This is a genomic window from Pedobacter faecalis, assembly GCF_030182585.1.
GTDB lineage: Bacteria > Bacteroidota > Bacteroidia > Sphingobacteriales > Sphingobacteriaceae > Pedobacter > Pedobacter faecalis.
In genome coordinates this window covers 128368-150153 of record NZ_JARXOW010000003.1, presented here as the reverse complement: position 1 = coordinate 150153, position 21786 = coordinate 128368, and the positions used below count along the sequence as shown (strand labels likewise).

At 46.2% G+C, this 21786-nt stretch carries 24 protein-coding genes; 14 read left to right on the top strand and 10 right to left on the bottom strand.

Going from position 1 to position 21786, the window contains the following annotated elements; translation table 11 throughout:
• Positions 1-14 precede the first annotated feature (14 nt).
• Positions 15-641, top strand: coding sequence for a tetratricopeptide repeat protein (locus tag QEP07_RS16405; RefSeq protein WP_256007596.1), 627 nt, complete (start codon positions 15-17; stop codon positions 639-641).
• 3 nt (positions 642-644) lie between these two features.
• On the opposite strand, the gene QEP07_RS16400 is transcribed toward QEP07_RS16405, so the two are convergent.
• The gene (locus QEP07_RS16400; protein WP_285011396.1) at positions 645-1187 is read right to left on the bottom strand and encodes a hypothetical protein; all 543 of its coding nucleotides are present in this window, start codon (positions 1185-1187) and stop codon (positions 645-647) included.
• Positions 1187-2716, bottom strand: coding sequence for a 2,3-bisphosphoglycerate-independent phosphoglycerate mutase (gene gpmI, locus QEP07_RS16395; protein ID WP_285011395.1), 1530 nt, complete (start codon positions 2714-2716; stop codon positions 1187-1189). Before gpmI ends, QEP07_RS16400 begins: the two co-directional genes overlap by 1 nt.
• 124 nt (positions 2717-2840) lie before the next feature.
• Here gpmI and QEP07_RS16390 point away from each other — a divergent pair, with 124 nt between their 5' ends.
• The 4 genes from QEP07_RS16390 to QEP07_RS16375 are packed head-to-tail and all read left to right on the top strand — an operon-like array spanning position 2841 to position 5602.
• Complete coding sequence (locus QEP07_RS16390) at positions 2841-3236, top strand: DUF4783 domain-containing protein (protein WP_285011394.1); 396 nt, start codon at positions 2841-2843, stop codon at positions 3234-3236.
• 34 nt (positions 3237-3270) lie between these two features.
• Positions 3271-4113, top strand: a complete 843-nt coding sequence (gene nadC / locus QEP07_RS16385; RefSeq protein ID WP_285011392.1) for a carboxylating nicotinate-nucleotide diphosphorylase — start codon at positions 3271-3273, stop codon at positions 4111-4113.
• 4 nt (positions 4114-4117) lie between these two features.
• The gene (gene plsY, locus QEP07_RS16380; protein WP_256007591.1) at positions 4118-4765 is read left to right on the top strand and encodes a glycerol-3-phosphate 1-O-acyltransferase PlsY; all 648 of its coding nucleotides are present in this window, start codon (positions 4118-4120) and stop codon (positions 4763-4765) included.
• Positions 4766-4774: 9 nt separating this feature from the next.
• Positions 4775-5602 carry a M48 family metallopeptidase gene (locus QEP07_RS16375; protein ID WP_256007590.1) on the top strand — a complete coding sequence of 276 codons (828 nt, stop codon included), beginning with the start codon at positions 4775-4777 and terminating at the stop codon, positions 5600-5602.
• Here the strand turns inward: QEP07_RS16375 and QEP07_RS16370 are convergent.
• The 4 genes from QEP07_RS16370 to QEP07_RS16355 all read right to left on the bottom strand — a co-directional run bounded on the left by QEP07_RS16370 (position 5592) and on the right by QEP07_RS16355 (position 11014).
• Positions 5592-6881: an anthranilate synthase component I family protein gene (locus tag QEP07_RS16370; protein WP_285011390.1), complete on the bottom strand. Its 1290-nt coding sequence runs from the start codon at positions 6879-6881 to the stop codon at positions 5592-5594. The two genes, QEP07_RS16375 and QEP07_RS16370, sit on opposite strands and share 11 nt — an antisense overlap.
• Positions 6882-6935: 54 nt before the next feature.
• A complete protein-coding gene (locus QEP07_RS16365) occupies positions 6936-8213 on the bottom strand; it encodes an adenylosuccinate synthase (RefSeq protein ID WP_285011389.1) in 1278 nt (425 codons plus the stop codon).
• A 40-nt stretch (positions 8214-8253) separates the two neighbouring features.
• Positions 8254-8745 (bottom strand): Fur family transcriptional regulator, encoded by a 492-nt coding sequence (locus tag QEP07_RS16360; protein ID WP_285011423.1) that lies wholly within the window; start codon positions 8743-8745, stop codon positions 8254-8256.
• Positions 8746-8806: 61 nt separating this feature from the next.
• Positions 8807-11014 (bottom strand): RelA/SpoT family protein, encoded by a 2208-nt coding sequence (locus QEP07_RS16355; RefSeq protein WP_285011388.1) that lies wholly within the window; start codon positions 11012-11014, stop codon positions 8807-8809.
• 190 nt (positions 11015-11204) lie between these two features.
• Between QEP07_RS16355 and QEP07_RS16350 the strand changes: the two genes are divergently transcribed.
• On the top strand, positions 11205-11822 hold the full coding sequence (locus QEP07_RS16350; RefSeq protein WP_256007585.1) for a DUF4294 domain-containing protein: 618 nt from the start codon (positions 11205-11207) through the stop codon (positions 11820-11822).
• Positions 11823-11843: 21 nt separating this feature from the next.
• The gene (bshB1, locus tag QEP07_RS16345; protein ID WP_285011385.1) at positions 11844-12560 is read left to right on the top strand and encodes a bacillithiol biosynthesis deacetylase BshB1; all 717 of its coding nucleotides are present in this window, start codon (positions 11844-11846) and stop codon (positions 12558-12560) included.
• Positions 12561-12565: 5 nt separating this feature from the next.
• Here bshB1 and QEP07_RS16340 read toward each other — a convergent pair whose 3' ends face one another.
• Complete coding sequence (locus QEP07_RS16340; protein ID WP_285011383.1) at positions 12566-13438, bottom strand: 1-aminocyclopropane-1-carboxylate deaminase/D-cysteine desulfhydrase; 873 nt, start codon at positions 13436-13438, stop codon at positions 12566-12568.
• A gap of 205 nt (positions 13439-13643) precedes the next feature.
• Here QEP07_RS16340 and QEP07_RS16335 point away from each other — a divergent pair, with 205 nt between their 5' ends.
• The gene (locus tag QEP07_RS16335; RefSeq protein WP_256007582.1) at positions 13644-14681 is read left to right on the top strand and encodes an RluA family pseudouridine synthase; all 1038 of its coding nucleotides are present in this window, start codon (positions 13644-13646) and stop codon (positions 14679-14681) included.
• Positions 14674-15528 (top strand): aminotransferase class IV, encoded by an 855-nt coding sequence (locus QEP07_RS16330; RefSeq protein ID WP_350223386.1) that lies wholly within the window; start codon positions 14674-14676, stop codon positions 15526-15528. The genes QEP07_RS16335 and QEP07_RS16330 overlap by 8 nt, the downstream gene beginning before the upstream one ends.
• 15 nt (positions 15529-15543) lie before the next feature.
• Here QEP07_RS16330 and fmt read toward each other — a convergent pair whose 3' ends face one another.
• Positions 15544-16455 carry a methionyl-tRNA formyltransferase gene (gene fmt / locus QEP07_RS16325; RefSeq protein WP_496196564.1) on the bottom strand — a complete coding sequence of 304 codons (912 nt, stop codon included), beginning with the start codon at positions 16453-16455 and terminating at the stop codon, positions 15544-15546.
• A gap of 81 nt (positions 16456-16536) precedes the next feature.
• Between fmt and QEP07_RS16320 the strand changes: the two genes are divergently transcribed.
• Positions 16537-17604, top strand: a complete 1068-nt coding sequence (locus QEP07_RS16320) for a DNA topoisomerase IB (protein ID WP_285011381.1) — start codon at positions 16537-16539, stop codon at positions 17602-17604.
• Here the strand turns inward: QEP07_RS16320 and QEP07_RS16315 are convergent.
• On the bottom strand, positions 17601-17813 hold the full coding sequence (locus QEP07_RS16315; protein ID WP_285011379.1) for a hypothetical protein: 213 nt from the start codon (positions 17811-17813) through the stop codon (positions 17601-17603). The genes QEP07_RS16320 and QEP07_RS16315 overlap by 4 nt on opposite strands.
• 10 nt (positions 17814-17823) lie before the next feature.
• Positions 17824-19104: an exo-beta-N-acetylmuramidase NamZ family protein gene (locus tag QEP07_RS16310; RefSeq protein ID WP_285011378.1), complete on the bottom strand. Its 1281-nt coding sequence runs from the start codon at positions 19102-19104 to the stop codon at positions 17824-17826.
• A gap of 79 nt (positions 19105-19183) precedes the next feature.
• Between QEP07_RS16310 and QEP07_RS16305 the strand changes: the two genes are divergently transcribed.
• The 4 genes from QEP07_RS16305 to QEP07_RS16290 are packed head-to-tail and all read left to right on the top strand — an operon-like array spanning position 19184 to position 21618.
• Positions 19184-20404, top strand: coding sequence for an ABC transporter permease (locus QEP07_RS16305; RefSeq protein WP_285011376.1), 1221 nt, complete (start codon positions 19184-19186; stop codon positions 20402-20404).
• Positions 20405-20458: 54 nt separating this feature from the next.
• Positions 20459-21196, top strand: coding sequence for a DNA-formamidopyrimidine glycosylase family protein (locus QEP07_RS16300; protein WP_285011375.1), 738 nt, complete (start codon positions 20459-20461; stop codon positions 21194-21196).
• 57 nt (positions 21197-21253) lie between these two features.
• Positions 21254-21409, top strand: coding sequence for a hypothetical protein (locus QEP07_RS16295; protein WP_256007576.1), 156 nt, complete (start codon positions 21254-21256; stop codon positions 21407-21409).
• Positions 21410-21435: 26 nt separating this feature from the next.
• The gene (locus tag QEP07_RS16290; protein WP_256007575.1) at positions 21436-21618 is read left to right on the top strand and encodes a hypothetical protein; all 183 of its coding nucleotides are present in this window, start codon (positions 21436-21438) and stop codon (positions 21616-21618) included.
• The last annotated feature ends 168 nt before the right edge of the window (positions 21619-21786 follow it).

Here is a 21786-nt window from a genome sequence, read left to right as displayed (position 1 = left end):
TTTAACATAAAAAGATGAATCATTTAAAACTGGCTGTGTTTATACTTCTGCTAAGTTCCAGCAGTGCTGCCCTCAGTCAAGCGAATAATTACGATAGATTAGCAATGCGCGCCATGTTGAAGGGCGACTATAAGGCAGCGGTAACGCAGCTGGAAAAGGCGGAGGCAAAAGACCCCAGCAATGCTAACATTTTAAAAATGCTTGGTTACTCGTATTATCAATGTGGCAACTTTGATCACGCCATATCCGCATATTCCCGGTTTATCAATGTAAAGCCAAGCGATTATTCCGCGTACTACTATCGTGGCAAAGCACGGCTAAACGTCGCAAACGACCCTAAAGAGTCCTCGAATCAATTGCGGGAAGGCTTCTATCTGGCGTCTATAAAAGATTTCAGCAAAGCAATAGAAATAAACGGAGAAGAAGATCCGCAACTTCTTCAAAACAGGGGACTTGCCTATAAAGACTATGCAATTTATAAGTCCTACAAGATCAAGCGGTCGTCCGACAAAGCAGGATGCCTTGCCTTGTTTAATAACTCAATTTCTGACTTTAATAAAATCCTCCTGATCCAGCCTCAACGTAAAGACATCGTTTCACTGGTAGATTACGTAAAGGCACAAATAGCCAGTTTAAAATAGCAATTATTCCGCTTTGCTTTTTTTTAAGGAGGCGCGAACCGTGTAAACTTTTTCTCCCAGCATGTTAATTTTTTGAACCCGTCTGATCTCATAGAGACTATCGGGGAAGAACCGCAGGCTGTCGTACGATGAATACAATATATTATCCGTTTTAAGTACCACAGAAATCGCATCTATCGCATTGTTTTCGAACGAAACTGAAAGCTCCTTAACCGGTATTTTTGTATCTTCCGACACGTAAGAAACCTTATTCTTATCCTTAACTTCCCTAAACTTTCCCCTCCATGCAGCCTTATTAATGTCGGCATCGATGAAAGGGGCAAGCTCCTCTTCCCAATCTGTGATTCGCAATTCCTTTGTCTCATAGCTACCATCAATACCTACGGTTTTTTTGGCTCTCCGTACGGTTGATGATAATTGCCTGGCCTCTTTATGCAGATAACCCGCTAGGTCGAAATACTCGCCTCTTAATACCTCTTTCGGTTCGCTGGTACAAGCAGATAAGGTAATAATCAGTAAACAAAGTATTTTGGAAGCAGGCTTCATTAAACAAGACTGGTCCCGGTCATTACTTCAGGCTTGGGAATACCCATAATTTTCAGAACGGTGGGCGCGATGTCGCCTAATTTTCCGTCCGCAACTGAATGGTAATCACCATCAATTAAGATACAAGGCACCAAATTAGTAGTATGGGCGGTGTTTACAGAGCCATCCTCGTTAACCATAAATTCAGAATTGCCATGATCGGCTAAAATGATGAAAGAATACCCATGCGCAACGCCTGTTGTCACCACGCGCTCCATACAACGGTCTGCAGTTTCTACCGCCTTTACCACAGCTTCAAAAACACCTGTGTGACCTACCATATCCGGATTTGCAAAATTCAGGCAAACGAAATCAGGCCAGCCAGTCACCAGCTCTAGGCAAATTGCATCAGCAATTCCATCTGCGCTCATCTCAGGTTGCAGGTCGTAGGTAGCCACCTTCGGAGAGGGAATAAGGATACGCTTCTCTCCGTCAAACTCTTTTTCACGTCCGCCCGAGAAAAAGAACGTAACGTGAGGATATTTTTCCGTTTCAGCAATGCGGATCTGCCGTTTTTGGTTTTGCTCCAAAACTTCGCCCAGTGTAAGCGAGAGGTCGTCTTTTCTAAAAATAACATTAACGTTCCTGAAGCTCTCATCGTAACTCGTCATCGTTACATAATGCAGCTTCATACAATGCATGTCAAAGTCAGGATAATCTGTCTGACAAAGCGCCGAAGTAATTTCGCGGCCACGGTCTGTTCTGTAATTAAAACAAATCACCACATCGTCGGGCTGGATGGTGGCAACCGGACGCAAATCAGGTGCTGTTATAACTATTGGTTGTACAAATTCATCTGTTACGCCCTTTTCGTATGAGGCAGTAATAGCACCAAGCACGTCATTAGTGTGTTGGCCGATGCCCTTTGTAAGCATATCATAGGCAATACGGATTCGCTCCCAGCGGTTGTCCCGGTCCATCGCGAAGTAGCGACCCACTACACTCGCAAGTTTCGCATTCGAATTCCTCTGAGACAAATGCTCGGAAAGATCCGTAACGAAGCCCTTTCCCGAGTTAGGGTCAGTATCTCTGCCATCCAGGAACGCATGGATAAAAACGTTTTCAAGATGCTGCTCGTCAGCAGCGTCACAAAGCGCTTTAAGATGGTTAATATGAGCATGTACTCCTCCATCTGACAACAAACCAATAAAATGAACAGCCTTGTTGTTTACCTTGGCATAATGGAATGCATCCAATAAAACCTCATTAGCGTGCAATGTTCTGTCGCTTATAGCCTTATTAATTCTGCCCAGTTCCTGGTACACAATTCTGCCCGCGCCCAAGTTCATATGACCTACTTCAGAATTACCCATCTGTCCTGCAGGCAAGCCAACCGCTTCTCCTGAGGCTTCCAATTTGGAATGAGGATATTTCTCCTGCAAACTGTCAAAGAACGGTGTATTTGCAACAAAAGCTGCGTCAGAATGATCTCTTTTTCCATATCCCCATCCATCCAGGATTAGAAGCACGACCTTTTTATTAGTATTCATTAGCACAAGTTTAAAATCTGTGGAATGGCAAATATAGGGCATAGATATGTTCTTTCGAAGCAAATTCGCAAGTTCGGACACCTGTGGCATAGTTTGTGTGCGAATTCTGACATTAGCTAATGATATGATCAAGTACCTTTTATCCATACTCCTGCTCTCTTACAGCGTTGTTTCAGGCAATGCGGTACAGGTCGATATTTTAGATAATCTATCGAATCAGCTCAAAGCGGGTAATTCCAAAGACATCGCATCCTCATTTACCTCATCAGTGGAATTAAGCGTGATTGACGAAGAAGATGTGTATGCAAAAGCACAGGCAGAACAAATATTGAGAAGTTTCTTTTCTAAGCATCCTCCTGTCAAGGCAGCGGTTATACACCGCCTTGATACAAATCCTAATTACAGATACGGAGCTTTCTCGCTTGCAACAAAAAGCGGAAATTTCAGGGTATCTGTTACAATGAAGAAAATCGCCGCTTCGTTTTTTATCACCGAATTGCGAATTGAGGCCGAGAAGTAGTTCTAAAATGCTATTTTTGGAATAAATTTAAGTTTTGGATAAGCAAATCATAGATCAGTTCGTAAGACACGCTATTTCAGAAGATCAGGGAGATGGTGATCATACCTCACTAGCAACAATTCCGGGGAATACACAAGGCAGAGCAAAACTGCTTGTGAAAGAAAGTGGGGTCATAGCAGGAGTCGAACTCGCGCTAAGCATATTCCACGCAGTAGACGAGCAGTTGATCGTTGAAGCGTACGCTAAGGATGGAGACAAGGTTGCAGAAGGTGATGTTGTTTTGGTCGTTTCCGGAAATGTGCAGTCCATCTTACTTTCAGAACGGTTGGTGTTGAACTGCATGCAACGCATGAGCGGGATAGCAACCATAACCCGCGACCTCGTCAACCTTCTCGAACCCTACAAAACCAAGCTATTAGATACGCGCAAAACGACGCCTGGATTCCGCTACTTCGAGAAGTGGGCAGTACGTATCGGAGGGGGTGTTAATCACCGTACGGGCTTATACGATATGATTCTCATCAAAGACAACCATGTTGATTTTGCCGGAGGTATCAAAAACGCAATTGAGTCGGCAAACGACTATTTAAGCAATCATAAAAAGCAACTGGAGATCGAGATTGAGGTGAGAAACCTTATGGAGCTGTCGGAAGTTTTAGCGACAGGCTCTGTAGACAGGATCATGTTAGACAACTTTAATTATGCCGACCTGACAGAAGCTGTTAACCTGATCGGCGGACGTTATATAACCGAAGCATCAGGTGGCATCACCAGAGACAACCTGGTGGCTTACGCCGCTTGTGGCGTCGATTATATATCCATGGGTGCGCTCACTCATTCTGTAAAAAGTCTTGACCTGAGTCTAAAAGCTTTTTAAGGATATGATATCGGTGTACTCGATTTTCGCGGTTCTCTTTGCCTATCTTTTAGGATCCATACCCACGGCAGTCTGGCTCGGACAGGCATTCTATGGCGTGGATGTAAGGGAATACGGAAGTGGGAATGCCGGGGCGACAAACACTTTCCGGGTACTGGGAAAAAAGGCAGGACTTGCCGTGATGATCATCGATATAGCTAAAGGTTTTACAGCAACCCAACTGGCTTATTTTATAGGGCTCTCTGTTACCGGGCCGCAAAACTCTTCACAGTTTATCAATTACCAGCTGGCACTTGGCGTCACCGCTGTTATGGGCCATCTTTTTCCTGTTTTCGCCGGGTTTAGGGGTGGTAAGGGCGTTGCCACGCTTTTTGGAATGATTTTGGCAGTAAACTTCCAGGCGGCTATGCTTTGTGTTCTTGTCTTTGTTGTCGTGTTGCTGGTTACGAAGTACGTATCACTAAGCTCCATATGTGCAGGGTTTACATTCCCTTTAAGCATTGTATTTATTCTGCATTCTTCTATAAAGTCGGAAGTTTTATATGGGATGTGTGTCTGCATACTGGTCCTGGTTACCCACCAGAAAAATCTCGAACGGCTGCTTAAAGGCAAGGAATCGAAAGTATACCTCTTTAAAAAAGGAAAAATTTAATTCTAAATCATGAGAAGGATATTACTTACAGGATCAGTTGCGGTTGCGCTGGCCCTATCATCTTGTTCTACGGTACCCTTGACTGGCAGAAGCAGGTTAAACCTGGTGAGTAACGATCAGGTGTTGCCAATGGCATTTCAAGCTTACAGCGAGTTTCTTACAGAAAACAAAAGTGCGGTTCTGCCCAGTAATAACGCTCAGGCGCAGCGGGTTAAGAATGTAGGCAACAAGCTAATTGCTTCTGTGAAGAATTATATGAACAACAACAATTACGGAGACCTGATTGCCGACTATAAGTGGGAAGTGAATGTTGTTCAGAGTAAGGAGCTGAACGCATGGTGCATGCCCGGCGGAAAAATTGTGGTTTATACCGGAATACTGCCTGTCACGCAGGATGATGCTGGCCTGGCAACGGTTTTAGGGCATGAAATCGCTCACGCAATAGCAGGCCACAGCGCCGAACGTATGTCTCAGGAAATGGTGTCGCAGGGCATAGGTGTCGCCGGAAACGTGGCCTTGTCCAGAAATCCACGCAGTCAATCTGTTTTTAACACCCTGTACGGCGTTGGAGCTCCAATTGCGATGTTAAAATACTCGCGAAATCAGGAATTGGAGGCAGACAGATTAGGTCTCATATTTATGGCAATGGCAGGATACAATCCGCAAAATGCCACATCCTTCTGGCAAAGAATGTCCAGCGCCTCACAGGGAAGCCAGAAACCACCTGAGTTTTTAAGTACACACCCAAGTGATGCTACACGTATTGCTCAAATCCAGCGAGCTCTACCAGAGGCACAACGATATTACAACTCTACAACAGGGAAACCTATCCGATAGATTCAAGACCGCTGTTCACAGCGGTTTTTTTGTTGTTAAGCACAGCCATGATCGCAGAGGCCTTCAAAAGGCATTCTTCATATTCGTTCTCAGCGACAGCAGTATGCGTTATTGCGCTGCCAACCTGAAAAGAGACATAATGTTTAGTTTCGTTGTACAAAATACTTCTGATCACCACATTAAAATCGAAGTTTCCAGAGGGAGTAAAATACCCTAGCGCGCCGGAATAAGCACCTCGCTTACTGCGTTCATATTCTTCAGACAATTTCAAGGCACTTACTTTTGGCGCGCCGGTCATCGAGCCCATTGGAAAAGCATTTTTAATCACGTCGATCAGATCCACTTCAGCATCCTTTTCGCAGGTCACCGTGGAAATCATTTGATAAACCTGCGGGAAAGCGTAGATGCCAAAGAGTTCCTCTACTTTAACTGTACCTTTTTTAGCAGATCTCGTCAAATCATTTCTCACCAGATCAACGATCATCACATTTTCAGTCTGCTCTTTCATGTCGGTCTTTAATCGCTCCCGAATCAGCTGATCTTCAAGCGTGTTTGTAGCGCGAGGGGCCGTTCCTTTAATAGGTTGCGAGACCAGAAGCTCCCCTTGTTTACAGAGAAACCTTTCCGGACTAGCGCACAGTATATACTTTTCCCGTATCTTCAAAAAGCCTGAAAATGGAGTGGGGGATATGGCATTAAGCTGGCGGTAGACAGCCACCGGATCTATATAAGCATTTTCAGCGAAGAACTCCTGGCAAAAGTTGATCTCGTATACGTCACCTCGCGATATATGGTTTTTCAGCTTACATACAATATCAAGGTAGGCCTGTCTTGACATTCTATGCTGGAATTGTATTGCGACATCAGGCGTCTGGAACGTTTCCTGTCTGTCAATTTCTTTGAGAATGTGCGTTTCTCCGATCACGACTTCAATCTTCGTCCCACAAGCGATGATCAGATATTCGGGAACGAAAAAAAACAAGTCAGGAAATTCAAGACCGTCTATATTTTCGGACCGAAGGCGTTCGGTTTCGTTTTTAAGGTCGTACCCAAACAGGCCGAACATCCAAGGCTTATCTTTGCTGTAGAAATGCTTTAACGTGTCAAAAGCATTGCCTGCCTGCGCCTCAACACTTCGGCTTGCTCCGGCGGCAAGCATAAACTCGTAGTTTCCGAACCTGTCCTCATAACCATTCGAGTCGAGGCAACAGCAAACGTCAAAAGTCGACGCCCATTGCAGCGCTTTTTGTTTAAACGACAGGAAATCCTCTGGACTCATCCGATTTAAATGAATATACTAAATAATAAAAGCGGCATAGCCGCTCTTTATCACTTATGTCAATTGCAGGGTCTGTTTCCGGTCAGGCCCCACGGAAAGGAACCGGATCGGTACCGCGAGTTCACGCTCCAGATAGCTGATATACTCCGACAATTTCGCTGGTATTTCATCCACTGAGGTAATCGACGTTACATCGGTTTTCCAACCGTCGATTTCCTTTAATACAGGTACAGGTTTAATCGAGGTGATGTCATAAGGCATATAATCGATAACCTGTCCATCATGTTCATAATGCGTACAAACATAGATTTTCTCGAAGCCGTCAAGAACATCGGCCTTCATCATGATCAATTCCGTTACGCCATTTAGCATAATTGCATACTTCAACGCCGGCAAATCAATCCATCCACAACGACGTGCTCTCCCGGTAGTAGCACCGAACTCGTGGCCTACACTGCGTAAGGTCTCGCCGGTTTCATCATCAAGTTCGGTTGGAAAAGGTCCCCCGCCTACACGCGTACAGTACGCCTTAAAGATACCGTAAACATGACCAATACTGTTAGGCGCAATACCCAAGCCAGTACAGGCACCTGCGGTTGTTGTGTTAGACGATGTCACAAATGGATACGATCCAAAATCCACATCAAGCAAGGTACCTTGTGCGCCTTCAGCCAATACAGTTTTGCCCTCTCTCAAGTAACCATTTACGTAATGCTCGCTGTCTACATGAGGTATCTGTTTAATAAACTCAATAGCTTCAAAAAACGCGGCTTCTTTTTCACTCAGGTCATATTGGAAATCATAGTGAGCAAGCATTTCTTTATGCTTTTCTACAAGCCTGTCATAGCGCTCCCTGAAATCCGGCAGGGTAGTATCACCAACCCTAAGCCCGTTTCTTCCGGTTTTGTCCATATAAGTAGGGCCTATGCCTTTCAAGGTCGAACCTATTTTATTTTTGCCCATTTTCTGCTCGTTAGCCGCATCAAGAAGCTGGTGAGTAGGCAATATAAGGTGCGCTTTCCGCGCAATTACAAGCTTACCTTTGGCTACCGGGTCATGTCCGGCATCCTTTAACTTGTCAAGTTCCTTCTTTAAGATAATGGGATCAATAACAACGCCGTTGCCGATCAGATTCATGGTTTTTTCATTGAAAATACCAGATGGAATGGTATTTAATACAAATTTTTTACCATCAAATTCCAGCGTATGGCCAGCGTTTGGTCCACCTTGGAAACGAGCGATCAAATCATATTGCGGACTTAATACATCAACAATCTTACCTTTGCCTTCGTCGCCCCATTGCAGGCCAAGAAGCACATCTACTTGCGTCATTACTTAAATTTAAAAACTAGAATATATATAATTGGATAGTTTAACTTGCATTTTTCACGTCAGCATTCTGGACATTCATCGCGGCCTTTGCAGAACAATCGAAACAAATACCATACAGGTTCAGTGAATGGTGTTTTATATCAAATTTTAACAAATCGCCAACCATAGTTTGAATCTGGTGGATCCTCGGATCACAGAACTCAACCACTTTGCCACAATCGATGCAAATGATATGGTCGTGCTGATGATATCCGTAAGACTTTTCAAACTGCGCCATATTTTTACCAAACTGATGCTTGGTGACCAGGTCACATGACACGAGCAGTTCAAGGGTATTGTAAACCGTAGCCCTGCTCACACGATATTTCTGATTCTTCATGTGGATATACAGGGTTTCTACATCGAAGTGATCATCCCGCGAATAAATCTCTTCAAGGATAGCAAAACGTTCAGGCGTTTTTCTAAGGCTTTTATTCTCGAGGTAAGCTTCGAATATTTTTCTTACCAGCTCGCTGTTATGGTTTGTAGACATAAATTTCAACTCCTTCAAAGGTACCACTTTTTAAATAAAACGCTAATATTTGTCCGGAATTTTAGGCGTCAAACCGCGTTACTCCCGTTACCCCTTTTACCCGTAACAGGTTTTCGATCAGGTTATCCAGGTGTTCCTTGTCATGCACGAACACCATGATCGAACCGTCAAATATCCCGTTATCGGTATCCACGGTTATAGAACGCATATTGACCTTAAAATCGTTCGAAATTACTTTGGTGATGTTATTGATCAGCCCCACATCGTCAATACCAATAATATGCAGTCCGGTCAGGAAAGTCAGTTCCTGCTGCTTGTTCCATTTCGCCTTTACGACCCTATATCCATAATTCGACATCAGCTGTGCTGCATTCGGGCAACTTGTCCTATGAATTTTAATCCCCTCGTTAACCGTCACAAAGCCAAATACGTCATCACCCGGAATTGGGTTACAGCAAGCCGCAAGGGTATAATCAATTTTTTGCAGGTCTTCACCGATCAGTAAGGTGTCAGATTCCGGGCTTTTAACCTTGCTTAATATTGTTTCAATCTGCTGATGCTCTGATTTCTCTGTCACCCGGCTTTCAAGTTCTTTCTCGCTCGCCTGATATTCGCGTAGATCCTTAACCTCTATCTTCCCGTTCGCCACCGCTATAAATAAATCCTGTGTAGACGGCAACTTAAAGAAATAGGCAATCTTGTTCAGGTTGTCTGTGCTGTAGGTGATCTTGAGCGATTTCAGTTTCCGTTCAAGGATTTCCTTGCCCGTTTCTGCAATTTTCCTTTTCTCTTCCTTCAATGATGACTTGATCTTGGACTTCGCTTTGGCGGTAACCACAATATTCAGCCAGTCTTCCTTAGGCATCTGCTTGCCGGAAGTGATAATCTCCACCTGATCGCCGTTCTGCAACTTATAGGAGAGAGGCACCAGCTTATGGTTCACTTTTGCGCCTATACACTTTGCACCCACATCAGTATGTATTTCAAAAGCAAAGTCCAAGGCTGTAGCGCCCAGCGGAAGCTGGATGAGCGCCCCTTTCGGCGTGAAGATGAATATCTCGTCAGAGAACAGGTTCATCTTGAAGTCGTCCAGGAAATCCAGCGCATTCGACTCCGGATTATTTAGCATCTCCCGGACCTTCATAATCCATTGGTCGAGCCCGTTGTCATTACTCGATTCTTTGTATTTCCAGTGCGCAGCAAAACCCTTCTCGGCAATTTCGTTCATCCGTTTCGTACGGATCTGAATCTCCACCCACTGACCCTTAGGTCCCATGACTGTGGTATGCAGAGATTCGTATCCGTTACCTTTGGGCGACGATACCCAGTCGCGCAGCCGGTCAGGATTGGGCCGGTATAGATCCGTTACAATAGAATAAGCCTTCCAGCAGTCGGCCTTTTCACTTTCCGGAGCACTATCCAGAATAATACGTATCGCAAAAAGATCGTACACCTCGTCGAAAGGAATATTTTTGCTCTTCATTTTGTTCCAGATCGAATGAATAGACTTCGGGCGGCCATACACGTCGGCCACCAATCCCTGTTCAGCCAGAATCTCATTGATCGGTTCCACAAAACGCTTTATGAAAAGCGCCCTTTCTGCCTTTTTCTCATTGAGCTGAGTCGCTATATATTTGTAAGTGTCAGGTTCCAGGTATTTCATGGACAAGTCCTCCAACTCCGACTTAATCGCATACAAACCCAATCGGTGCGCTAATGGCGCGTACAAATAAATCGTTTCCGAGGCAATCTTCAGCTGCTTCTGCCGGGGCATAAAGTCCATCGTACGCATGTTATGCAACCTGTCAGCCAGCTTGATCAGAATAACGCGCACGTCGTCAGCAAGCGTAAGAAGCATCTTCCGGAAATTCTCAGCCTGAAGCGAACTGTTATAATCGAATACCCCGGAAATCTTGGTCAGGCCATCAATGATCTTCGCCGTTTTCTTGCCAAACTCCCGCTCAATATCCTCCAGCGTTATATCCGTATCCTCAACAACATCGTGCAGCAAAGCGCAAACGATAGAAGTGGTGCCCAGTCCAATCTCTTCCGCGGCAATTTGTGCTACGGCAATAGGATGATAGATATAAGGCTCGCCAGACTTCCTGCGCATGTTTTTATGGCTTTCAAGGGCCATATCAAATGCTTTTCTGATCTCCTTTTTATCGCCCCGCTGCAATGTAGGTTTGCAGGCGCGCAGCAATGCCCGGTATCTCTTTAATATCTCCTGTTTTTCCGCTTCCAGATCTATCACCAAGGCGTTCTTCATCAATCTTTATTTCCTTTCATAAACTAAATTTAACCTTTTGCAAAAGCCTGCGTTATAATGTACAATAATTATTCGAAATATCAGTTTACTGTTAAGTTGGGATGCTTGATTAGTTGCGAATAATTTGCTACATTAGAATAAAATCAAATGCCAGATTATATTAGCGTTATCATTACAGGGGTATAAATTTATGAAATTTTATAGGTTAATTGTTCTGTTAATTGTCATTATTGCTGTGGCTCCCGTGCGGGCGCAGGTTAGTGGCATATCAGTAAAAATGCCTGTACTCGGTAAAAATGATACTATCCGTGTAGCCGGAACCAATGTAGACGGCGAAATGATCCCCTGGATCCCGCTTCGGGAAGTAACCATCTACGGCACACGCATCTTCAGGTCCAACGCCGAGCGCGTTGCCTACAACCGCCTCAGATATAACGTTATGAAAGTAATGCCTTATGCGCTGTATGCCAAAAGGCGTTACGAACAGCTTGAACGCGATCTTGCGGTAACGCCCGACAAAAGAGCGCAGAAGAAGCTGGTAAAACAATGTGATAAGGAAATTAAAGACATGTTTAACCGCGAGATCAAGGAACTTACAATCACCCAGGGGCAGATACTGACCAAATTGATCGACCGAGAATTAGGACGGACGACCTACGATATCGTGAAGGAAACCAAGGGCGGAGTTACAGCGTTCCTGTATCAGTCGGTTGCCAGAGTTGTCGGCCACAATTTAAAAAGCACGTACGACCCATCTCAGGAACGCGATATTGAATCCATAATTGTATCTTCGGGCTATTATCAGTAATACTTCGTAAGACACCTTTTAATGAAATTAGATATACTCGTACTCGCAGTCCACCCCGACGATGCTGAGCTCGGATGCTCAGGAACAATTCTTAAACATATAGCACAACAAAAGAAAGTCGGCATTGTCGATTTTACCCGTGGAGAGTTGGGCACCAGAGGCACGGCAGAGACGAGGGACCAGGAAGCTCTTGATTCAGCACAGATACTCGGTTTGCACACCCGTGAGAACCTCAGGCTTCGCGACGGTTTTTTCAAGAACGATGAAGTGCATCAGATCGAAGTCATTAAAATGATCCGTAAGTATCAGCCCGAAATTGTGCTCACCAATGCGCTTGATGACCGGCATCCTGATCATGGCCGTGCCGGCGATCTGGCCAATGATGCCTGTTTCCTTTCCGGCCTGTCCAAAATAGAAACATCATTAGACGGGACAGCACAGTCTGCATGGCGGCCGTCGCTGGTACTTCAGTACATACAGGACCGGTATATCAAACCGGATATTATTGTCGACATAACCCCGTTTATGGACACCAAAATCGCTGCTATAAAGGCATTTAAAACCCAGTTTCACAATCCTGAGCTCGAGGGCCCCGCAACCTATATCTCTTCACCGGAATTCATGGAAAGCGTTATCTCCAGGGCAAGGGAATTTGGCAAGGCTATAGGCGCAACGTATGCAGAAGGCTTTACCAGCCGTAAGCTGCTCGGCGTAGATGATCTATTCCACTTGCGGTAAACCACTTAAGCCAGCTTTTCTTTCATCCCCAAAATACCGAACAGTCCCCCGGTATGCAGGGCCACAACCGACTCCAATCTGTCAAGGCTGCCCTTTATCCGGAGGTCGTCAATGGCAAAAAACATTTTCGCCGTGTACACCGGGTCAATCAATATCCCCTCTGCAGCAACAAACGAGCGGATGTATGCCATCAGATCAGGTGTAGTTTTGGCGTAGCCGCCGAAGTGGTAATCCTCATGAAGCATCAGCTGTTTCAAAGACCCTGTATAACGCAGAATTGCATCGCTGATGAAGCTGGCCCCTCTCAATACCGGGACAACATGGAGCATCGTTCTCCTGCCCTGGTCATGGATACCTTTAAGCAGGCCCGCTGCCGTTGTGCCTGTGCCGGCCGCACAAAACAGATGTTCAATATTGTCAGGCAGTTCGCCGATGATCTCGCTGCAACCTCGCGCGCCTTCCGCGCCCGCACCGCCTTCATCTACAAAATATGCGTCAGGATCGCCTCCAAAATGCGTCTTAAAAAGATGCGCTTTGTCTCTATAATGCATCCTGTCAGTAAACAACAGTTTCATGCCATACAGTTTGCATAGCACCAGCATCTCATTGTTAGCTTCTTCGCCGCGGACAAAAGCGCTGCATTTTAGTCCCTTTGACGCAGCCGCAGCCGCTGTAGCGAGTAAATGATTGGAATAAGCGCCGCCGAAGGTTACCAGGTGAGACTTTCCTTCCAGCTCCGCCTTCTCCAGAATATACTTTAGCTTACGCCATTTATTTCCGGAAATAAACGGGTCGATCAGGTCGTCCCTTTTTACCAGGATATTTCCCCTCGAGCCATCCCTCAGTCTCTGCAACGGGCTATGTATAATTGCGCACATGACGCAAAGATATAGAGGTCAGCCCCAGCAGAGCTCAGTTTTTAAAATAAATCTGTTTTAGTAGATATGGGAAGAAGTTAAGAATAATTTTAACGTTCTGAGTAAAGTTTTTCATAAGCATGTATTACAGGTAATATGATGCTTCACAAAAAATAGGCCAGTTTCACATTCCGTTTATGGTTCGTAAAGATTAGCTTTGCATTTAATGAAAAGCATATCTGCACAAGAGACCGAAGACCAGGATCTGTACGAACATCTGAACATTGTTGTTGATAAAGGACAGTCACTGCTGCGTATCGACAAGTTTCTTATGCATCGCGTTGAAAATGCCTCCCGCAACCGCATACAGAACGCTATCGATGCAGGAAATGTGCTTGTGAACAAACAGGCTGTCAAGCCGAGTTACAAGGTTAAGCCCGCCGACGAAATATCCATCGTATTTCCGCACCCTCCCAGAGATACGGAGGTTTACCCGGAAGATATACCCATTGATATAGTATATGAAGACAATGACCTGCTCATCGTCAACAAAACGGCGGGCATGGTTGTGCATCCCGGCTATAACAATTACACCGGCACACTTGTCAACGCACTGACTTTCCATTTTGCCCAGCTGCCGCACCTGCCGGGCAACGAAGGCCGGCCGGGCCTCGTGCATCGGATCGACAAAGACACCTCCGGCCTGCTGCTGATCAGCAAGAACGAGATCACCATGACGAAGCTTGCCAAACAATTTTACGATCATACCATTACGCGGAGGTATGTTGCACTCGTTTGGGGCGATATTGCTGAGAACGGGACAGTTACAGGTTATATAGGCCGCAGTGCCAAAAACCGTATCATCATGGATGTGTACGACGATGAAGAAAAAGGCAAGTGGTCGGTAACACATTATACGGTGCTCGAACGTTTAGGATACGTAACCCTCATAAGCTGCCAGCTTGAGACAGGGCGTACACATCAAATCAGAGCACACATGAAACACATAGGACATCCGCTGTTCAACGATGCAAATTATGGCGGCGACAAGATCTTAAAGGGCACTACCTTCACCAGGTATAAGCAGTTTGTGCAAAACTGCTTCGATCTCCTTCCCCGTCAGGCACTACATGCCCAGGTTCTGGGCTTCATGCATCCGTCCACCAGGAAATACATGGAATTTGAAGCACCGCTGCCGTCCGACTTCAGTGCTGCGCTAGACAAGTGGAGAGATTATAGCGCATATAATGCAGTCAATGGATAGTATGCAGCAGTACATCTTGCACAACGATCAGTTGGTGCCGGCCGGACAGAGCATCTTAACTGCGCAAAACCGTGCCTTCAGGTATGGCGACGGCCTTTTCGAGTCTATGCGTCTTTTGGGCGGCAAACTTATGTTTGCCCAGCAGCATGCCGACAGGCTCAAAGCCGGAATGAAAGCGCTCAAAATAGATGGCTCAGCGCTTATGGACGAATATTTTCTCAAAAGCAAGGTTACAGAGCTGGCCAGGCGAAATAAATTGGAAGGGAATGCAAGGTTCAGGCTTAGCGTTTATCGCGATGGCGAGGGCTTGTATACGCCCGAATCCAATAAGGCGGCTTATGTACTTGAAAGTGCGTCCATATCAGAAGAGGGCTACGAATTAAACAAGAAGGGGCTTATTGTCGATGTATACGACGAGATGACCAAGCCGGTCAATAAACTGTCCAACGTAAAAACAAGCAGTTCGCTGCTCTACGTCATGGCCGGAATCTTCAAGAAGCAGCGAAGGCTCGACGAGGCCTTTATTCTCAATCAGTCAGGTTTTTTATGTGAAAGCATCAGCTCTAACATCTTTGTGGTATATAACGGACAGTTGTTTACACCAGCCCTTTCAGAAGGTTGTGTGTCCGGTATTATGCGGGGGGTGGTCATGGGACTGGCAAAATCGAACGACATAGCCGTAACAGAAGCGCAGATCAATCCCGAAGTCTTGCGGGAAGCTGAGGAAGTTTTTATCACCAACGCTATAGGTGGAATCCGCTGGGTAATGGGCTATGGCAGAAAGCGATATTTCAACGAAATTTCCAAGCTATTAAGCGTCAAACTCAACGAAATAATTGTCGGATAAGTAATCCGATACCCGCTACAAGCGAATTCCTCTCAGGAACTCGTCAACCGGCATGCGCTTTTTACCTTCGTACTGCACGTCGGTTAGCCTCACAAAACCATCCTTTGCGGCAAATTTCAGGTAGCTTTTGCCATCAGTCAGAAAACCCCCTGGGGCCAGGCCCGTTTCCTTCGTCTCAACCGCGGAACCGAACACTTTAAGTATTTTGCCGTTTAACATGGTGTATGCCGTGGGGTAGGGGCTCAATCCCCTTATAAGATTGTAAATCTGCTCAGTCGGCTGATTCCAATCGATGAAACAATGCTCTTTAAAGATTTTCGGCGCATGCTTTAAGTCATCGGAAGTAAGCTGTGCTTGTTCACTATAGCTGCCCTCTTCAATTGATCTCACTGTTTTCACCAGCAGTTTCGCACCAACCTCCATAAGTTTATCATGAAGCTGTCCGGCATTGTCATCATCCGCGATGGCCACTTTTTCAGACAAGATCAAGTCGCCCGTGTCGATCTCATGTTTCAGGAAGAAAGTCGTTACGCCACTTTCTTTTTCCCCGTTAATGATGGCATGGTTTATCGGCGCAGCCCCGCGATATTGAGGCAATAAAGAAGCATGCAAATTGATGGTGCCCCTGGGCGGCAAGTTCCATACAATTTCCGGAAGCATCCTGAAGGCAACAACCACCTGAAGGTCGGGCTGCAGATCTTTTAGCGCTGCCACAAACGCAGGGTCTTTCAGCTTAACCGGTTGCAGCACATTGAGGCCACGCGCCACGGCAAACTGCTTAACCGCGCTCTCCTGTATTTTTTGCCCCCGTCCCGACGGCTTATCAGGGGCCGTCACCACACCCACTATATCGAAGCCTGCCTCTAAAAGCGCAGCTAAAGAGGCGACGGCAAAATCCGGAGTTCCCATGAAAACTATTCTCATCATCGTATGTTTATGTTAAGCTGCGAGCTAAAAAGCAGGCCGGCATACAAATTAACTAAAAATTGAACGAAATTATCCTCCCCTATGGTGCAAACCTTAGACGAAATTAAGTCGAGCGGACTCTGCTATGTGTCCGATAAAAATCCGGGTATTACCCGGCAAGGTCGCCCCGGGAAGTTCTTTTTTACAGATGCTGAGGGCAAAAGGATAAAAGACCAGGAACAGCTCGACCGTATCAAGGCCCTGGTCATACCTCCGGCCTGGACTCAAGTCTGGATTGCGCCTGCCGAAAATGCCTATCTGCAGGTAACCGGTATAGACGCGGCGGGCAGAAAGCAGTATAAGTACCACCCCTTGTGGACATCCAGGCGTTCAGACAGTAAATATTTCAGGTTGCTGGAGTTTGGTAAAGCACTTCCCGGAGCGAGGAAGAGCATTGCACGCGATCTCCGCAGGAAAGAGTTCGACGAACGTAAAGTGCTGGCCATCTGTGTTCAGCTCATGATCAAAACCCTGATACGTGTGGGCAATCAAACCTACCAGCAGCTTTATGGTAGTTACGGACTGAGCACGCTTAAAGACAAGCACGTTAAAATAAATGGAAACTCCATGAAGATAAGCTTCGTGGGTAAAAAAGGCGTAAAGCAGGAACTGGCCTTGAACGACCGCACCCTGACCAAACTTGTTAAAAAATGTCGCGATATACCGGGTCAGGATTTATTTCAATACTACACCGAAGGAAAAGAACACAGGGCTATAGATTCCGGAAAGATCAACAATTACATCCGCGAGATCACGGAAAACGATTTTACAGCCAAAGACTTCCGTACATGGGGAGGAACCCTGGAGGCATTCCGCCAACTGGCCCGCTGCTATGTCACCCATACTGAAGTGCCCCGGAAAAAAGTCGTGGTAGAAGTGCTCGATTGCGTGGCGTCTAAACTGGGAAACACCAGGGCGGTCTGCAAGAGCTCTTATGTGTATCCGCTGCTGCTCGAAGCATTTGAGCACGGCGAACTGGACACTTATCTGAAGAAGATCAACTACAAGCCCACTTCCTCGGTATCAGCGATGGAACATGATGAAAAAATACTCATGCAGTTCCTGAAGCGCGCACAAAAGACAGCCATGGCTCAAACGAAGGCAGCCTAATCCCTGGGTGCCTTTTTAATGGGGTGAACCGGCTGTTCGCCCAGTTCCTTACGTTTCGCCGGATTTTTAAACTCAGGCTCGTCCGCATGATAAACCTCGTCCTCCGTTTTTTTTACCACCTGGTCATCGGCCGGTACACTACCTTTCGGCACCTCCTCCCGGTAGTTGCTGCTCGGTTTTTCGTTCTTCTGTTTTGGTTTCTCGTCCATTTGTTTCCTTTTACGGATACAACAAGTATTTCTTTCGCATTGTTTTGTACCGGCTCAGGCCCGGTTCCCAGCTTGCCCTGATCTCAGCCTCTGTTTTCCCTTCCATAATCTGGCGCCTGAAATCTGAAACACCTACCAAACGTTCAATTACCCCCATCTGCTTGCTCAGCTTGGTGTTAAAGAAATCCTGCTTGTTTGGCGAGGCCTTATACAGTTCCATAAGCCAGCTCAGATTGATCTTCCGTGTTCGCCTGAACTCTTCTACATCATAAGTTCTCAGGTCCAAACCGTAACAAACCTGATCCTGGAATATGGGCGTCTCAGCCATGCCTTTAATACTTCTTGGTGTAAACGAAAAGCTGTATTTCCCTTTCAGGAAAGGCGAACCTATTACGGTGAAGGGATATTGCGTACCCCGACCATGATTTAAATAGGTTCCCTCAAACAAACAGGTTGACGGATAAAGGAGAATCGCCTGACGGGAATTCAGGTTCGGAGAGGGTTTCACCGGGAGGTCATAAGGCGTGTCGTGCGTATAGCCCTCTACCTTAATCACCTTGAGTTTGCATTTAAGCTTGTTGTCGAGCCAGCCTTCCCCGTTCAGCATCCCTGCATATTCACCAACCGTAAGGCCATGCACAATTGGTATGGGCTTCAGTCCTATACCGCTTACATGCTGCGGTTCAAGAACAGGCCCGTCTACATAGTAACCGTTAGGATTTGGCCGGTCCAGCACAATCAGTTCCTTATCATTAGCCGCGCAGGCTTCCATCACATATTGCAGGGTGTTGATATACGTGTAGAACCGGACGCCGACGTCCTGTATATCAAAAATTACAATATCCAGGTCGCTCATGTCTGCATCCGTAGGGCGGTGATGCTTTCCGTACAGCGAAACCACCTTAATACCTGTTTTCTGATCTATCTCATCTTTCACGCTCAAACCTGCACTGGTATTGCCTCTAAACCCATGTTCAGGCCCAAATATCTTGACGATGTTCAGCCCAAGCGCCCGAAGGCTGTCTACAGTTGTTTGTCCCCCTATAACCGAGGTCTGGTTTACCACCATGCCCACACGTTTCCCTTTCAGCAAGGGTACATAGACCTGCGTTTGCTCAGCGCCGGTCCTCAGTTGCGGCGCTGTATCTGGCGTTACCGATGCGTCCGCCACGACTTCCTTCGGCTCTGGCGTCGGATTTTTCCTTTCTTCTTCACTGCGTCCGCCGTTGCAGCCCTGAACAGAAAGCAGGAACATCAGACCGCCTAAAACCTGCGAAACAAATACCATCATCACTGAACCTTTTTTATTTTAAATATGTTAAATCAAATCATTTAAGCACTTTTGCTAAGTTACAATAAATGGGTAAAGGTTGAACACAGAATATTTCATAGCCAGTCGGGTATCGATTAAATCAGAGCGAACGTTCTCGGTGCTGATCGTGCGGATTGCTATAGCCGGTGTAATGCTCAGTCTGGCCGTGATGATGCTTGCGATCGCCATTATCAAAGGGTTCAAGGGGGAGATCAAGGAAAAGGTACGCGGATACACTGGCGACGTCCGCATATTCAAATTCGATCTCAACAACTCTTTTGAGTTAAGTCCGTTTGCACCTTCGCCGCATACCATAACAAGTCTCAAAAACGACCCTAACGTTGATTATTTCCAGTCATACGCCACAAAACCCGGAATTATTACGGCCAATGATGAGATAGAGGGTATAAATTTCAAGGGCATCGATAAAAGCTTTAACTGGAACTATATCAAAAAGCATCTGGTTAGCGGTACTACGATCGACTTTTCAGACAGTGTGAAGGCCATCAGGCAAATTATGATCTCCCAGTTTACGGCCAACAGGCTCAAGCTAAAAACCGGGGATGACTTTATCATGCATTTTGTTCAGGACCCGCCCCGCAGGCGACCCTTTACCGTGGTAGGCATATACAACATTGGCGTAGAGGAGATCGACAAGAACTTTGTGCTGGGCGATCTGAATCTGATCCGCAGGCTAAACAACTGGAGCCCCGACCAGGTAGGCGGCATTGAGGTGCGGCTCAAAGACTTCAGCAAACTTCAGGAGAGCGCGGCCACCATTTATCAAAACCTGGACGTAAAACTGCGATCCGAGTCCGTACAGGAGTACTTTCCGGCTATATTTACCTGGCTATCGCTGCTCGACGTAAATACCGGCATTGTTCTGGCTTTAATGATGATCGTGGGGGTAATCAACATGATCACCGCTTTGCTCATTATTATCCTGGAGCGTACCAATATGATCGGTATGTTAAAGTCATTCGGCATGAGCAATTTCAGCCTGATGAAGATCTTCCTGTACAATGCGCTATACCTGGTGGGCATCGGACTGGTTCTTGGTAACATACTCGGTCTGGGCATCGGTTTCCTCCAATACCATACTCATATATTTAAGCTCGATCAGTCCTCGTATTATCTTGCGTATGTACCTATGCAGATAGAACTCCTCGATGTGGTGATATTAAATCTGGCCACCGCCCTCATCTGCCTGCTCGTGCTTATCGTACCTTCTATGCTGGTAAGCAGAATCAGTCCGCTAAAAGCCATACGTTTCAAATAGCACCCTAAAACAAAAGCTTCCCAGCGCGGTTTCTATATTGCTTATTTAAACCGTATGCCAGAGGGACCCTCCATCGTCATTTTGAAAGAACTGGTTCAGGAACTCCACCTGGACGGAACCAAGGTTATTGCTGTGAGCGGGAACACCAGTATCGATAAAGAACGCATGGTGGGGCAAACTTTGAGGGCCTTTGCCAGTTGGGGCAAGCATTTTCTGGTTTGTTTCGGCGACTTCAGCTTACGTGTTCACTTTATGCTTTTCGGTACCTATCGCATCAACGAGCGTAAAGACACGCCGGCGCGTTTGTCGCTCCAGTTTGAACAGGCAGAGATCAATTTCTACGCCTGCTCACTGGCCATCATAGAAGGCGATCTGAACGAAGTTTATGATTGGTCGGCCGACGTAATGTCGCCCGCCTGGGACGAAGGCGCAGCACTCGAAAAGCTCAAAGCCCGGCCTTCGCTGCTGGCCTGCGATGCCTTGCTCGACCAGCAGATCTTTTCTGGATCGGGAAACATCATCAAGAACGAAGTCCTGTACCGCACAGGGATTCATCCGCTTAGTACGATGGGGGCTATACCGGGCGATAGACTCGCAGAAATGGTGGCCCAAACCCGGGTCTACAGTTTCGATTTTCTTCGCTGGAAGAAAGAATATACCTTAAAAAAACACTGGCTTGCCCATACCAGGCGCAGCTGCAAGCGGTGTAAGCTTCCGCTGCATAAGGAATATCTTGGTAAGACCCGGCGGCGCAGCTTTTTCTGTACCAACTGCCAGCAATTGTATATCTGAGCGTCCCGGGCAAACAATTCCGTATTTCCAGAAGTTATACCATCAAGAACACATCATATGGCAGATTTAAGTGTACAACCCAAAAGAAAAAGTAATTTCTGGCTTTGGGTGATTATTATTTTCATCATCGGCGCCTTGCTCTTTTTCTTTTTAAACCGCGACAATACGGAAACATCAGATCGCATCGTAGATCCGGATACCCTCGTCCAGTAATACGATACTTTGCTTATCTTCACGGTATGATAAGATTGAATCAAGATACCCCGGCCAGTGTGCTGGATGAGGTTAAAAAGGGGGATCTGGTTACAGATACCTTCAGCAAAACCGGCCTGGTTGAAGAAATCGTGGTAGGCGATGACGGTCTGCACAAAACTTACCAGTTTCATCTCGTTACCGGGAGGACAATCACCATTAAAATATAATACGGACCATTGCCATACCTGGAAGCAGGTGAGAGCGACTTGCTACCACTATGACACTGCCATGAGTCCGCCTTTTTTCTGGGAAAAGGCGGACTCACCCCGGACTCACTGCGGACTCACATGCTTCCAAGTGGCCACTTAGGTCAGACTGTTTTGCAATCCCGGTCA

Bases quoted from the DNA above. Each gene is read 5' to 3' on its own strand.
- QEP07_RS16300 (WP_285011375.1), top strand. From the start codon at position 20,459: ATGCCAGAGGGACCCTCCATCGTCATTTTGAAAGAACTGGTTCAGGAA.
- QEP07_RS16340 (WP_285011383.1), bottom strand. From the start codon at position 13,438: ATGTGCGCAATTATACATAGCCCGTTGCAGAGACTGAGGGATGGCTCG.
- QEP07_RS16335 (WP_256007582.1), top strand. From the start codon at position 13,644: ATGAAAAGCATATCTGCACAAGAGACCGAAGACCAGGATCTGTACGAA.
- bshB1 (WP_285011385.1), top strand. From the start codon at position 11,844: ATGAAATTAGATATACTCGTACTCGCAGTCCACCCCGACGATGCTGAG.
- QEP07_RS16320 (WP_285011381.1), top strand. From the start codon at position 16,537: ATGGTGCAAACCTTAGACGAAATTAAGTCGAGCGGACTCTGCTATGTG.
- QEP07_RS16350 (WP_256007585.1), top strand. From the start codon at position 11,205: ATGAAATTTTATAGGTTAATTGTTCTGTTAATTGTCATTATTGCTGTG.
- QEP07_RS16375 (WP_256007590.1), top strand. From the start codon at position 4,775: ATGAGAAGGATATTACTTACAGGATCAGTTGCGGTTGCGCTGGCCCTA.
- gpmI (WP_285011395.1), bottom strand. From the start codon at position 2,716: ATGAATACTAATAAAAAGGTCGTGCTTCTAATCCTGGATGGATGGGGA.
- QEP07_RS16400 (WP_285011396.1), bottom strand. From the start codon at position 1,187: ATGAAGCCTGCTTCCAAAATACTTTGTTTACTGATTATTACCTTATCT.
- plsY (WP_256007591.1), top strand. From the start codon at position 4,118: ATGATATCGGTGTACTCGATTTTCGCGGTTCTCTTTGCCTATCTTTTA.
- QEP07_RS16295 (WP_256007576.1), top strand. From the start codon at position 21,254: ATGGCAGATTTAAGTGTACAACCCAAAAGAAAAAGTAATTTCTGGCTT.
- QEP07_RS16355 (WP_285011388.1), bottom strand. From the start codon at position 11,014: ATGAAGAACGCCTTGGTGATAGATCTGGAAGCGGAAAAACAGGAGATA.
- QEP07_RS16365 (WP_285011389.1), bottom strand. From the start codon at position 8,213: ATGACGCAAGTAGATGTGCTTCTTGGCCTGCAATGGGGCGACGAAGGC.
- QEP07_RS16330 (WP_350223386.1), top strand. From the start codon at position 14,674: ATGGATAGTATGCAGCAGTACATCTTGCACAACGATCAGTTGGTGCCG.
- fmt (WP_496196564.1), bottom strand. From the start codon at position 16,455: ATGATGAGAATAGTTTTCATGGGAACTCCGGATTTTGCCGTCGCCTCT.
- QEP07_RS16405 (WP_256007596.1), top strand. From the start codon at position 15: ATGAATCATTTAAAACTGGCTGTGTTTATACTTCTGCTAAGTTCCAGC.
- QEP07_RS16290 (WP_256007575.1), top strand. From the start codon at position 21,436: ATGATAAGATTGAATCAAGATACCCCGGCCAGTGTGCTGGATGAGGTT.
- QEP07_RS16310 (WP_285011378.1), bottom strand. From the start codon at position 19,104: ATGATGGTATTTGTTTCGCAGGTTTTAGGCGGTCTGATGTTCCTGCTT.
- QEP07_RS16390 (WP_285011394.1), top strand. From the start codon at position 2,841: ATGATCAAGTACCTTTTATCCATACTCCTGCTCTCTTACAGCGTTGTT.
- QEP07_RS16315 (WP_285011379.1), bottom strand. From the start codon at position 17,813: ATGGACGAGAAACCAAAACAGAAGAACGAAAAACCGAGCAGCAACTAC.
- QEP07_RS16370 (WP_285011390.1), bottom strand. From the start codon at position 6,881: ATGAGTCCAGAGGATTTCCTGTCGTTTAAACAAAAAGCGCTGCAATGG.
- QEP07_RS16360 (WP_285011423.1), bottom strand. From the start codon at position 8,745: ATGTCTACAAACCATAACAGCGAGCTGGTAAGAAAAATATTCGAAGCT.